Origin of the sequence: Halomonas sp. hl-4 (genome assembly GCF_900215475.1) — a bacterium.
Lineage (GTDB): Bacteria > Pseudomonadota > Gammaproteobacteria > Pseudomonadales > Halomonadaceae > Vreelandella.
Genome location: NZ_LT907845.1, coordinates 69222 through 80769, shown reverse-complemented (window position 1 = coordinate 80769; position 11548 = coordinate 69222). Strand labels below are relative to the sequence as shown.

Here is an 11548-nt window from a genome sequence, read left to right as displayed (position 1 = left end):
CGCGCATAAATCACGCCACCTCTTATGAAGCAGCGTTACCGCTATCTTCGTCGCGCAGCTGACGGCGCAGTACTTTACCTACGTTGGTTTTGGGTAGCTCATCGCGAAACTCAATGTACTTGGGCACTTTATAGCCCGTCAGCTCACTTTTACACCAGTGACGTAATGTTTCGGCATCCAGCTCGGGGTTTTTACTGACCACAAACAGCTTGATCGCCTCCCCCGCCGCTTCATCGGCAACGCCCACCGCGGCCGATTCCAGCACGTCGGGGTGACCAGCGACCACGTCTTCCACTTCATTTGGGTAAACGTTAAACCCAGACACCAAAATCATATCTTTCTTACGGTCCACAATGCGGATATAGCAATCGTCCTGCAGCACGGCTATATCCCCCGTATAGAACCAACCATCATCATCAATGGAGTTGCGCGTTTCCTCTTCGCGCTGCCAATAGCCCTTCATCACCTGGGGCCCCTGTACACAAAGTTCGCCGGGTTCACCTAGCGGTAGATCCTGGCCGTCGGCATTGACCACTTTGACCGCCGTGCCCGCGACGGGTTTGCCAATAGTACCCAGCTGAATGGCATCCGTTGGATTAAAGCTGACAATCGGTGATGTTTCCGTCAGCCCGTAGCCCTCCGAAATGGGGCAACCTGTGACCTCTTGCCAACGCTTGGCAGAGGTTTTGGTCAGCGCCATACCACCGGAAATGGTCAAGTGCAGCTTTGAGAAATCCAGCTGTTTGAAGTCATCACGGTTGCACAAGGCATTAAACAGCGTATTGAGGCCAATGAAGGCAGTAAACGGCATGCCCTTCAATGTCTTGATAAAGCCATCCAGATCACGCGGATTGGTAATCAATACTGAGTGGTTGCCGGTTTCCATCAAAAACAGACAGTTAACGGTAAAAGTGTAGATGTGATAGACGGGCAACGGCGCAATCACCAGCTCGTTTCCATCGGTTAAGTTACCGCCGATGGCCTGTCTTGCCTGCAGCATATTGGCGACAAGATTGCGGTGGGTCAGCATCGCCCCTTTGGGCATGCCAGTGGTCCCCCCGGTATATTGAAGCGCGGCTAAATCTTCCTGCTGGCGAGTGACCTCACGGTGACTCAATGCCTGCCCTTTATGTAAAGCATCGCGCAAACTCACCGCCTGGGGCAGCGAATAGCGGGGCACCATTTTCTTGATGTACTTGACAACGCTATTGATTAACAATCGCTTGGGGAAGTCGTGCAGGTCGGCAAGCTCGGTGACCACGACATGCTTGATCTCGGTTTTATCAAGCACCCGTTCAAGCTTGTCCGCCATGTTGGCTAAAATCAAAATCGCCTTGGCATTGGCATCTTTGAATTGATGCGCCATTTCGCGTTCGGTATATAGCGGATTGGTATTAACCACAACTAATCCAGCGCGCAACGCGCCAAACACGGCAACGGGGAACTGCAGTACATTAGGTAGTTGAATGGCGATACGATCACCGGGCTCCAGGTCGGTTTCATGCTGTAACCAGGCCGCGAAATTAGCCGATAACCGGTCCAGGTCAGCGAAACTGAGCGTTTTACCCATGCAGCTAAACGCCGGTTTGTCTTTAAAACGCGCCACCGCCGCGTGAAACACGTCGGTAACGGCAGCGTACTGGTCTAACCCTTCAAGCGCAGGACCACGCAAAATGGGGGCATCAACTTGTTCGCTCATGGGCAATCTCCAGTTTCCATGTCGATGTCGTCACCGACCTTGTTGTTGTCGTGTCACGAAAACGCAACGATATACGACTGGTTTACCGCTGTAAAACGATCGATTGAAACTTTCGTTTCAACTTTAGATCTAGCATTGTATTAAGCATGGCTTAAATAACGTGCTTGAATACACCCATCCCGCCATACCACTAGCTCGCCCGGCTGCATCCGCTGCCATTTTTCGTTGTGAGTTAACGGTTCGGTGGCAATCACCGACACTACATCATTGGGCGTAGTGTGTTCGGCAAAATTGACGGTAAGTTCGGCGTCGGACAGCTCCGCCTCACCAAAAGGCGCGGCACGGGTAATATGAGCAAGCTTAGTTGAACAATACGTATAGAGATATGTACCGTCAGAAAGCAACAAATTAAATACACCCAGCGCTCGTAACTGTTCGCATAACCCGTGTAGGGTTTGCCATAAGGGCGCTTGCGCCTCTGGTGGCGTTGGAAACGCACGCCTCAGTTCGCTCATCAACCAGCAAAAGGCGTGCTCACTGTCGGTACTACCCACTGGGGTATAAAAGCCAAGCGATAGCGTTTGCCAGCCGCTAAGCTGGCCATTATGGGCATAGCACCATGGACGCCCCCACATTTCACGTGTGAACGGGTGAGTATTGGCTAATCCAATGCCACCCACATTGGCCTGACGAATATGGCTAATCACCACGGTGGACTTGATGGGATAATCACAAATTAGCCGTGCGATGGGTGAGTCAACCGAGGGGTGAGGGTCGCGGAACTCCCGATAACCACCTTCCTCATAGAAGGCGATGCCCCAACCATCGCGGTGAGGCCCCGTTCCACCCCCGCGGTGTAAAAAACCTGCGAAGCTGAAACAGATATCGGTGGGCACATTAGCGCTCATCCCCAACAGCTCACACATCGCGGCCCTCCTGTTGGGATTAGCCGATCACCGGTTCACGGCGGCGCGTTTCATCGGGGTCGTTGGCTGGGCGCTCATCCACCTCAGGCGCGTCGTCGGCTTTGGTACGACCCCGCCACCACAGCGCAACCCCTACAACACCCCCAATGGCCACGCCAAGCAGCACACACAGCAGGCCGTTACGCAGTGCACCGCCATTGCTTTCTAAAAACCCTACGGCAGCGACCATGGCAGAAGGAGCCCAACCTGCGTAAAACTCGCCTTCCTCTATCAGCGGCAAGCGAAACGGCGCGGGCGCCCACATCGCCCCGCCAACGCACCATGTCAGCAGCAGGCGCGGTAACCTGGGTAAAAAGGCAAACGCAAAATAAACTGCCACAAACACCACTAGCGACAGCCCGTAATAACTCAACCACAACAGTGACATTGAATCTGCAAACAGCATAATACTCCTTATGAGGGTGAACCCACCCAGTCTAGATTTCCCATTATGGTACCTATCAATTTATGAAAGCACAGCCAGCCCTACACGATGGCCACCCTGTTACCACCTATTATCGCCCAGATGATCCCCAATGGCACTGGTTAGAGCAGCGCAACGATAAGGATGTCAGCACATTTTTAGCCGCTGCCAATCAGCAGCACGACGCTTGGTTCAAACCATTGGCTCCGCTTGCCGATGCCCTTTATGAAAGTCATCTTAGTCGCCGCGAACTGTCGGTCACTAGCCTTGCGACAACGCTAGACCACTTTACGTTCTGGAGCGAAACCGCCGCCGACGAGGAATACCCACGCTGGTGGCGACACCCTAACGGGCAGAGCGAAGCCACTGAATGCATACTAGCGGTGCCTGACCTCGCCGCAGGACAGGCATTTTACGACATGGGCGATATGGCCCTGTCGCCTGATGAATCATGGCTCGCCTGGACCGACGACACCCAGGGTGACGAGCGTTTTAACCTGTGGCTGAAACGCCTACCCGACGGCCAGCCAATACACCTGCTGAGCGATATTGGCCCCAGTCTCTGCTGGGCGGAAGACCAAACGCATGATAGTGGATCGCTATTGTTCACACGCTTTGACGACACTCAACGCCCTGACAGCATTTGGTGCCTGCCCATTGCCTTTAGCCAGACACCGCAACCCCAACCCGCAACATTATTGCTGCGTGAGAACGATCCGGAATTTTGGCTGGGCATGGGCAAAACCCGCTCCCGGGAATGGCTGATACTTGAAAGCGCTTCAAAAGATACCAGCGAAGTCCATGTGGTGCCTGCCCGAACACCAACACAGACACCCCGCTGCCTTCAACCCCGCCAACCGGGCGTGGAGTATACGATAGACCACCGACCAGGCGTGTTTTATCGTTTGCACAACCAAACCAGCACTCACTTCCAGTTGGATGTTATCCCCCTTGAGGCCCTAGATAATGATTCGCCCGCTTGGCAGCCATTGGTCGCGGCACGGGAAGACGCCACCCTGGAGGGTGTAGACGCCTTCTCATGGGGCCTAATGCTGGCTGAACGCGATCATGATCAAGCGCAAGTAAGGCTACGCCGCCTCGAAATTGATGCCTGCCAACAAATCACCCAGGACGACTACCTCGCCCAGCCCGAGGCACTTTGCTCGCAACTGCTTGAAGACGCACCTCATTTTGATACGCAAGTGCTGCGCCTAAGGGAAGAATCATTCACCCGCCCGCCCAGTTGGTATGCCCTGGATTTAACGACTGGGGAGCGTACGTTGCTAAAACGCGTACCGGTGTATGGCAGCCTGCCCCCAGAGCAATTAGTCAGCCAACGGATTTGGGCTGCCAGCGCCGATGGTGAACGCGTTCCGGTATCGGTGGTCACGCGTAGCGACTTAGCGGGTCAACCGCTACCCACCCTACTGTATGGCTACGGCGCTTACGGTGAACCCCTTGACCCATGGTTTTCCATTGCTCGTTTGGAATTGCTTGAGCGGGGTGTCGCCTTTGCCGTCGCGCACGTGCGAGGAGGCGGCGAACGCGGCGAACCTTGGTATTTAAACGGCAAAATGGCCTATAAAGAGCACAGCTTTGACGACTTTCTAGCCGCCCGCGACGCCCTCGTGGAGCAAGGACTGAGCGACTCACAACGCATTGTCGCCTGCGGTGCCAGCGCCGGAGGGCTCTTGGTCGGTACCTGCGTTAACCGCGCGCCTCAGTCCTTTTGCGCCGCTGTTTTGGAGGTGCCGTTCCTTGACGTGCTGCGCACCATGCAAAACCCGTCCTTGCCGCTGACGACGGCCGAATACAGTGAATGGGGCAACCCAGCCGACCCAGAAGTAGCCAAGCGAATTGGCCACTACTCGCCCATCGATAATGTGACCGCCCAACACTATCCCGCCCTATGGCTAGAAGGCAGTTGGTTTGACACCCGAGTGAACTATTGGGAGCCAGCGAAATTCTATGCTCGCGTTTGCCAACATCAGCAAGGTACCGCCCCGGTATTGCTGCACACCGATATGAGCAGCGGCCACGGAGGCGCATCCGGGCGTTTTAAAGCCTGGCGTGACGCCGCCCGCCAAGATGCCTTTATTCTTTGGGCGCTTGGGTTAACGGCTTAACTAAAACCGCCCTTGCTGATTAAAGCATTGGCATAGTCACGGCAAGTGCGAGGCGCGGCTGATTTGGGCCAAGAGTGGATGTGTTGAAAATACCCGAGCTGCAAAAGCAGCAAATTATTTTATGGAAAATATTTCCATAAAATAAAATTGTATGGCATGTTATCCCTTAGTCGTACAGACAAGCTCTACACACCATCAAGGAGATACCATGTCATACCGTGATCAATTCCCCACTATTTGGGACACCCCACGTCAGCCACGCGAGCGCAAAGCGTCGCCTGCGCACGCTGTGACGCAAGTAGCAAAACCGGTCAAAGAAGCGTTTTTATCGATTTGGGACAAGCCAACGGGTAAAGCGGCTTAACTGAATCATGCGATTGCTGACTCATCACGTGGCCAAGGAAGGCACACTACATAGGCAAAACCGCAATGATGTGGGATTCCAGTTGATGTTCAGGCACATCGTCTTGAGAGATTGCATAGCCACGCACGCTGACCCCTTTCCGATGGACACGCTCAGCGTCGTTGCTCAGTAAAGGGTGCCAACCGGCAAGCTTGCGTCCTTCTGCCACTCGCCTGTAGCCACAGGTAGGCGGTAACCAAGTGAATTCCTTGACCAGCGCTGGCGTCAGTTGGGTACAGTCAGGGACAAAATCAAACCGATTCACATAATCGCTACATTGACAACTGTGCGTATCCAAAAGACGACACGCTACATTGAGAATAGCAAGCTCTTGGCTATCCTCATCGTGAAGCTTTAGCAGGCAGCACTGCCCGCAACCATCGCAAAGCGCTTCCCACTCGCCGGGTGTTAACTCTTCCAGCGTATAACGCTCCCAAAAGCGCTCACGTAATGCGCTTGTCATCAAATCACCTTCACTTGCTACTTGTGTGCGTTGGGAAACGGCGCTCGCTACCTAGCGCATCGTAAAGCGCTGGCCATAGCTCCGCAAAATCGTCCTTCAAATGAGCGTAATCATCATGTAGCCATGGAACAAGCTCCGCCAACCGATTGGGGCCTGAAAGCCGCCTGCCCACACCGGCAATCGCTTGGCAGGTAAAGTCAAAATCAGCATAGCGGCGCAGCCAATCATGAGTAACTAACGGCTCTACTATGGCCGCCAGGCGGTTAGGCGCTGAGCGTTCACTCAACAGTCGATAACAGCGCTCAATCAATACTTGCTGCGAGTGATCAGCATGGTGCTCAAGGGCAAGAAAATGATCCCAGACAATGTCCAGCGCAATGCCAACAAAACGTCGCTGCGCAGGAGGAGACCGGCGTAACACTGATTTGACAAGCGGATGACTGTCCACCCAGGCATCCACCTGGCGATGATGACGAATACCCAGCGCGGTTGCATCAGGCCAAGCTGAGAGATCTTTCCCCTTAACGCCGTCGGCAATCAGATTGCCATAAAGAAAATCATCGCTGCCGTCGCGGGCAAGCCAAGCGTGGGCAAGAAAGTTCATTCGCCTGGCGAGTTGTTGCGCGAACGCTGTTGGGCGAGATGTTCGGTCAACAGGTCAGCTTCATTACCAGGCGGCATCTGAAAATAAAATCCTTGCGTTTCAATTGCTTCCATCACCTCAGCAGTATTAGCACGCGCCAGCTTTTTATCAGCGGTCAATATCATGGTTAGCAATGGCTGGGGTTTACCAAACGACCCCAATAGCGCCTCGGGGACATGCTCCAACCCTTGACGCTTATTAACATAAAGGTACATTTCTTCTTTACGCGGGCTTTTATAAATTTCACACAGCAGTTTATCGCTCACTCTGCCTGCTCCTCCAACGCCTTGGTTAGATCAACATTAAGCCGTTCGCCTCGCCAGCCTAGAGGCAAGGTCAAGGGCGACCCCGCCAGAGATTGCATGACCAGCGCTTCCACGTCACGGCGGCGCATTAGAACCTCAGGTGCAACCCCCAACTCGGTAGCGTGGCTGTTGATGACCTTCTTTAACGCCTTGAAACGACGCTTGAAGGCTGGCTGCATCGGGTCAGGCCAGGGCGTAGGCAGCGCTTCGACTGGCAGATGCGTCGCCTGCTTGACGAACCCAAGCAACGCATCACCCTCTTTTTTGACCAACGGTGGAGTCATACCTTCAACGCGGGCAAGTTCATAGCGGTTAGTCGGCATCGCTTCGGCAATTGCCATCAAGCGTTTATCGCTGATTAGCCAGTTACGCGGCAAATCGCGACGGCGCGTCTCCCCTTCCCGCCAAGTGGTCATTAGTTGATACGCTGCTAACTGAGGCGCTGTGAGGCGCCATAGCTGGCGCTGGCGGGTGTACCACTGCGTGTCGTTGTCATCGCTACGCCCTGCCTGAGCGATGAGTTGGCGACAGTCGCTCTCCAGCCAATCCAAACGATCAAGCCTCTGGAGCTCTTCGCGCTGTTTAGCCCACACCTCTAACAGGTAAATAACGTCTAGCGCAGCATACTCACACTGAGCGGCTGTCAACGGGCGCTCCAGCCAATTGGAGCGCGTTTCTTCCTTGGGCAGCGATGTCCCTACCCACGCCTCGACAAGTTTCTGATACCCCATGCCAGGGTTGTCACCGAGAAATCCTTGCGCCAACTGGGTATCGATCAAGGGGCTTGGCAGCACGCCTGCCCAAAGCTGGAAAACCTCCAGATCTTCACTGCAGGCATGCAGCAATTTTATCGCCTGATTTTGCAGCAGATCACGAAAAGCATCGGTGCAAGGCGTTGCCAACGGGTCTACCAGGAACGCCTGTGTACCGGCACTAAACTGAATCAGTGCCGGTACAGGGAAAAAGGTATTTTCGCGGAAAAACTCGGTGTCCAGCGCAATGACAGACGCATCAGCCACCTGCGCACAGGCTTGATCAAGCGCTTGAGGCGAAGCAATCCAACTGATATCAGCGGGTTGAAATGAGGACAAAAGACAAATTCCCTGTTATGACAACCGCCTGAGCGCTTGCTTAAAATAAGTTATTCGCTACTAAACGGTTGGCGGCCGTTGAATGCGCGGCTTAGCGTACCACCGTCTACGTATTCCAGTTCGCCGCCCATCGGAACGCCGTAAGCAAGCCGCGAAAGCGTCACCCCGTGGTCAGCCAGCAACGCTGCGATATAATGTGCAGTGGCCTCGCCTTCAACCGTTGGGTTGGTAGCAAGCACTACTTCTGTTATTAGCCCTTCCGCAACGCGAGCCTCGAGCAAATCAAGGCCGATGGCATCAGGCCCGATGCCATCCAAAGGCGACAGGTGGCCATGCAGCACGAAATAGCGCCCCTGAAAGCCACCGGCCTCTTCAATCGCCAGTTGATCCGCAGGCGATTCCACCACACAGAGCAAATGATCATGACGACGGGGGCTTTCACATAACGCGCAAACATCGGCTTCGGTAAGGGTTCGACAACGACGGCAATAACCAACTTCTTCTATTGCCTGCTGGATGACGGAGGCCAGCCGTTTACCGCCAGGCCGCTCCCGCTCCAGCAAGTGCATAGCCATACGCTGTGCGGTTTTCGGCCCTACCCCTGGTAAGACGCGAAAGGCTTCCATTAACTGCTCGACAAGCGGAGAAAACCGCATCATTTAAAATGGCATTTTGAAGCCAGGGGGCAGGTTCAGCCCGGCAGTAGCTTCTTCCATTTTAGCTTTCGAATTGATCTCGACTTTGCGAACCGCGTCATTTACTGCGGCGGCCAGCAGATCTTCCAGCAACTCTTTGTCTTCTTGCATGACGCTTGAATCGATATCGACTGAAATCACGTCATGGCGGCCATTCATGGTCACTTTCACCATGCCAGCCCCCGCCTCACCCAGCACTTCGGCTTCGGCGACTTCTTCTTGGGCCTGCTGCATTTTTTCCTGCATTTCTTGGGCTTGTTTCATCAAGTTACCCATGCCGCCTTTCATCATGGTAGAACTCTCCATTCATTAGTTGATCGCACAGCGTTAGCGCGACTCATCAACGGGTTTGACACTGGTTTCGACAAGCTGTGCGCCGAAGGCCTGCTTTAACTCTACTACATGGGGGTCGCGCTGCAAGACATCAACCGCCTGGGCATGACGCTCCGCCTGGCAACGCACTTCACGCTGACGTGGCGTTTCCACCGCGTCGGATAGATCGTCTACAAAAAACACAATACGTCGGGATACCCCGAGTTCAGCCAATGCATCTTGAATACGCGTTTGGTGAATGTCAGCCTGCATTGCCGCCTGGCTAGGCGCCAATCGCAGCGTTAGCGTATGCCCATCATCGCTCTCTAGCTGGCAGTTGGCCGCTAGGCTGCGCGTTAGCCCCCCAAGACCCAGGGCATCGAACTGCGCAAGCCATTGACCATGATCCCAACGCTCAACCAGCGACACTGAGGCGCTGGCTTGCGCAACTGGCTCTGGCTCTGGCTCTGGCTCTGGCTCTGGCTCTGGCTCTGGCTCTGGCTCTGGCTCTGGCTCTGGCTCTGGCTCTGGCTCTGGCTCTGAGCTCAGTGTTGGCGGTTCTTGCGGCTCGTCAAGCGCCCAAGGCGGGGCGACTGTTGCCTCTTCGTTAGCAGAGGGCTCCTCACTAACGGAAGCTTCCTCGCTATCAGGTATTTCTACGCTATTCGCTTCTTCGTCTTGGCTCACCGACGCCTGGGGTGGCGAGGCTGAGTTAGCTACCTCTACCTCGGGCTGCCCGCTTTCCTCAGCGGTTGGCGTGGCCTCAGGCTGAAGCGGTAGCTTGGTCGTGGGTGGTTTAGGCACGCCTTGCGGGCGAAACGCCAGCATCCTGAGCAGCGTCATTTCAAGCGCACTGCGTAAATCGGGGGCGTGCTGCATATCACCACGGCCCTGAATACCGATTTGGTAGTACAGCTGGATATCCTCGGCGCTGAAGCGCGAAGCCAGCTGAAGGATGACGTCACGATCACCGTGGCTGTTGTCCACCGCATCGGGGACCATCTGCGCCACCGCCAGGCGGTGTAGCATTCCGGTGACATCGTCCAGCACAGCGGCAAAATCAGGGCTTTGCTCGGCCAACTGGCCAATTTCTGAAAGCAAGCGCGGCACATTGACCTCGGCCAGCGCTTCGATAAGAGCAATCACGTGACGGTGATCCAGCGTCCCCAGCATCGCTGCCACATCAGCATGCCTTACGGCTCCCTGGCCAAAAGCAATGGCCTGATCGGTCAGGCTCATGGCATCGCGCATCGAGCCTTCAGCTGCCTTACCCAACAGCCAAAGCGCGCTTTCGTCAAACGCGACACCTTCACTCGTTAAGATATGCGTCAGGTGGGTCACCACCCGCTCTGGCGGCATATGCTTTAGCGTGAATTGCAGACAGCGCGAGAGCACTGTGGCGGGTAGCTTTTGTGGGTCGGTGGTAGCCAGCAGAAACTTGACGTGGGGAGGTGGCTCTTCAAGGGTTTTCAGCAGCGCGTTAAAGCTGCTCGTCGAGAGCATATGCACCTCATCAATGAGGTACACCTTGTAGCGCCCCTGAGTAGGAGCATATTGCACGTTATCGAGCAGTTCGCGGGTGTCTTCAACCTTGGTCCGCGAGGCAGCGTCCACTTCAATTAGATCGACAAAACGCCCTTCGTCAATGGCTTGGCAACTATCACACTGACCACAGGGCGTTGAGGTGACACCCTCATCGCCGCGCCCATTGGACGTACAGTTAAGGCACTTGGCCAATATGCGCGCAAGCGTGGTCTTGCCCACGCCCCGCGTGCCGGTAAACAGGTACGCATGATGCAAGCGCCCCTGGTCAAGCGCATTGACCAGGGCGCGCTGAACATGGGCCTGGCCCACAAGTTCGTGGAATGTACGCGGCCGCCATTTACGGGCCAGAACCTGATAGCTCATTGAGCATAACATCCTTAGGCGGAGTGGTTTGTCTATCCAACGTGCTTAACAAGCTGATTAGGCATTATCACCGCTTTCATTGGCGGCGGCGCGTTGCCCCGCCTCTTTTACCAGCGTTTCCAGCTCGCCGTTCTGATGCATCTCGATAACGATATCGCAGCCACCCACTAGCTCGCCTTCAACCCACAGCTGCGGGAAGGTAGGCCAGTTGGCAATTTTCGGCAGTTCGGCACGAATATCCGGGTTATCCAGCACATTGACGAACGCAAACCGCTCGCCGCAGCTCATCAGTGCCTGAACGGTCTGGGCCGAGAAGCCGCACTGCGGCAGTTGAGGCGTGCCTTTCATATAAATCAGGATGGGATTTTCACTGATTTGACGCTGGATGTTTTCGGCTGTTGTGCTCATACAGTCTCCTAGTCTTGATCAAGGCGATTAATTCGTCGTGCAGCATGCATTCGGCGACATAATGAAATACCCGAGCGTACTGCTCAACCTTATTCGGTGTTTGTCA

13 protein-coding genes are annotated in these 11548 nt (G+C 54.9%); 2 read left to right on the top strand and 11 right to left on the bottom strand.

The window, feature by feature from the left end:
- Positions 1–22: 22 nt before the first annotated feature.
- From CPH17_RS00525 to CPH17_RS00515, 3 genes are all read right to left on the bottom strand, one after another.
- The gene (locus CPH17_RS00525) at positions 23–1699 is read right to left on the bottom strand and encodes an AMP-binding protein (RefSeq protein ID WP_096297808.1); all 1677 of its coding nucleotides are present in this window, start codon (positions 1697–1699) and stop codon (positions 23–25) included.
- Between the two features lie 140 nt (positions 1700–1839).
- The gene (locus tag CPH17_RS00520) at positions 1840–2625 is read right to left on the bottom strand and encodes a class II glutamine amidotransferase (protein ID WP_074395935.1); all 786 of its coding nucleotides are present in this window, start codon (positions 2623–2625) and stop codon (positions 1840–1842) included.
- Positions 2626–2644: 19 nt separating this feature from the next.
- The gene (locus CPH17_RS00515) at positions 2645–3070 is read right to left on the bottom strand and encodes a hypothetical protein (RefSeq protein ID WP_074395934.1); all 426 of its coding nucleotides are present in this window, start codon (positions 3068–3070) and stop codon (positions 2645–2647) included.
- Between the two features lie 62 nt (positions 3071–3132).
- On the opposite strand from CPH17_RS00515, the gene CPH17_RS00510 reads away from it, so the two are divergent.
- Together CPH17_RS00510 and CPH17_RS20025 are read left to right on the top strand one after the other, a co-directional pair.
- Complete coding sequence (locus CPH17_RS00510) at positions 3133–5214, top strand: S9 family peptidase (protein WP_074395933.1); 2082 nt, start codon at positions 3133–3135, stop codon at positions 5212–5214.
- A 208-nt stretch (positions 5215–5422) separates the two neighbouring features.
- A complete protein-coding gene (locus CPH17_RS20025; protein ID WP_172822094.1) occupies positions 5423–5578 on the top strand; it encodes a hypothetical protein in 156 nt (51 codons plus the stop codon).
- A 46-nt stretch (positions 5579–5624) separates the two neighbouring features.
- Here CPH17_RS20025 and CPH17_RS00505 read toward each other — a convergent pair whose 3' ends face one another.
- Genes CPH17_RS00505 through grxD form a run of 8 tightly spaced genes read right to left on the bottom strand, consistent with a single transcriptional unit; the run spans position 5625 to position 11442 of the window.
- The gene (locus tag CPH17_RS00505; RefSeq protein WP_074395932.1) at positions 5625–6080 is read right to left on the bottom strand and encodes a YcgN family cysteine cluster protein; all 456 of its coding nucleotides are present in this window, start codon (positions 6078–6080) and stop codon (positions 5625–5627) included.
- A gap of 10 nt (positions 6081–6090) precedes the next feature.
- Entirely contained in the window at positions 6091–6684 is a 594-nt protein-coding gene (locus CPH17_RS00500) for an acyl carrier protein phosphodiesterase (protein WP_096297806.1), read from the bottom strand.
- Positions 6681–6989, bottom strand: a complete 309-nt coding sequence (locus tag CPH17_RS00495; protein WP_074395930.1) for a YcgL domain-containing protein — start codon at positions 6987–6989, stop codon at positions 6681–6683. The genes CPH17_RS00500 and CPH17_RS00495 overlap by 4 nt, the downstream gene beginning before the upstream one ends.
- Positions 6986–8119 carry a ribonuclease D gene (gene rnd, locus CPH17_RS00490; protein ID WP_231898055.1) on the bottom strand — a complete coding sequence of 378 codons (1134 nt, stop codon included), beginning with the start codon at positions 8117–8119 and terminating at the stop codon, positions 6986–6988. The genes CPH17_RS00495 and rnd overlap by 4 nt, the downstream gene beginning before the upstream one ends.
- Positions 8120–8169: 50 nt before the next feature.
- Positions 8170–8775, bottom strand: a complete 606-nt coding sequence (gene recR / locus CPH17_RS00485) for a recombination mediator RecR (protein ID WP_096300867.1) — start codon at positions 8773–8775, stop codon at positions 8170–8172.
- A 3-nt stretch (positions 8776–8778) separates the two neighbouring features.
- Entirely contained in the window at positions 8779–9105 is a 327-nt protein-coding gene (locus CPH17_RS00480; protein ID WP_074395928.1) for a YbaB/EbfC family nucleoid-associated protein, read from the bottom strand.
- A gap of 36 nt (positions 9106–9141) precedes the next feature.
- Positions 9142–11034, bottom strand: a complete 1893-nt coding sequence (dnaX, locus tag CPH17_RS00475; protein ID WP_096297802.1) for a DNA polymerase III subunit gamma/tau — start codon at positions 11032–11034, stop codon at positions 9142–9144.
- A 57-nt stretch (positions 11035–11091) separates the two neighbouring features.
- The gene (gene grxD / locus CPH17_RS00470; RefSeq protein ID WP_074395926.1) at positions 11092–11442 is read right to left on the bottom strand and encodes a Grx4 family monothiol glutaredoxin; all 351 of its coding nucleotides are present in this window, start codon (positions 11440–11442) and stop codon (positions 11092–11094) included.
- Positions 11443–11548 lie beyond the last annotated feature (106 nt).

What these genes read in the sequence shown, in the direction of transcription:
- CPH17_RS00525 (WP_096297808.1), bottom strand. Translation starts at nt 1,699, where the DNA reads ATGAGCGAACAAGTTGATGCCCCCATTTTGCGTGGTCCTGCGCTTGAA.
- CPH17_RS00520 (WP_074395935.1), bottom strand. Translation starts at nt 2,625, where the DNA reads ATGTGTGAGCTGTTGGGGATGAGCGCTAATGTGCCCACCGATATCTGT.
- CPH17_RS00515 (WP_074395934.1), bottom strand. Translation starts at nt 3,070, where the DNA reads ATGCTGTTTGCAGATTCAATGTCACTGTTGTGGTTGAGTTATTACGGG.
- CPH17_RS00510 (WP_074395933.1), top strand. Translation starts at nt 3,133, where the DNA reads ATGAAAGCACAGCCAGCCCTACACGATGGCCACCCTGTTACCACCTAT.
- CPH17_RS20025 (WP_172822094.1), top strand. Translation starts at nt 5,423, where the DNA reads ATGTCATACCGTGATCAATTCCCCACTATTTGGGACACCCCACGTCAG.
- CPH17_RS00505 (WP_074395932.1), bottom strand. Translation starts at nt 6,080, where the DNA reads ATGACAAGCGCATTACGTGAGCGCTTTTGGGAGCGTTATACGCTGGAA.
- CPH17_RS00500 (WP_096297806.1), bottom strand. Translation starts at nt 6,684, where the DNA reads ATGAACTTTCTTGCCCACGCTTGGCTTGCCCGCGACGGCAGCGATGAT.
- recR (WP_096300867.1), bottom strand. Translation starts at nt 8,775, where the DNA reads ATGCGGTTTTCTCCGCTTGTCGAGCAGTTAATGGAAGCCTTTCGCGTC.
- CPH17_RS00480 (WP_074395928.1), bottom strand. Translation starts at nt 9,105, where the DNA reads ATGATGAAAGGCGGCATGGGTAACTTGATGAAACAAGCCCAAGAAATG.
- dnaX (WP_096297802.1), bottom strand. Translation starts at nt 11,034, where the DNA reads ATGAGCTATCAGGTTCTGGCCCGTAAATGGCGGCCGCGTACATTCCAC.
- grxD (WP_074395926.1), bottom strand. Translation starts at nt 11,442, where the DNA reads ATGAGCACAACAGCCGAAAACATCCAGCGTCAAATCAGTGAAAATCCC.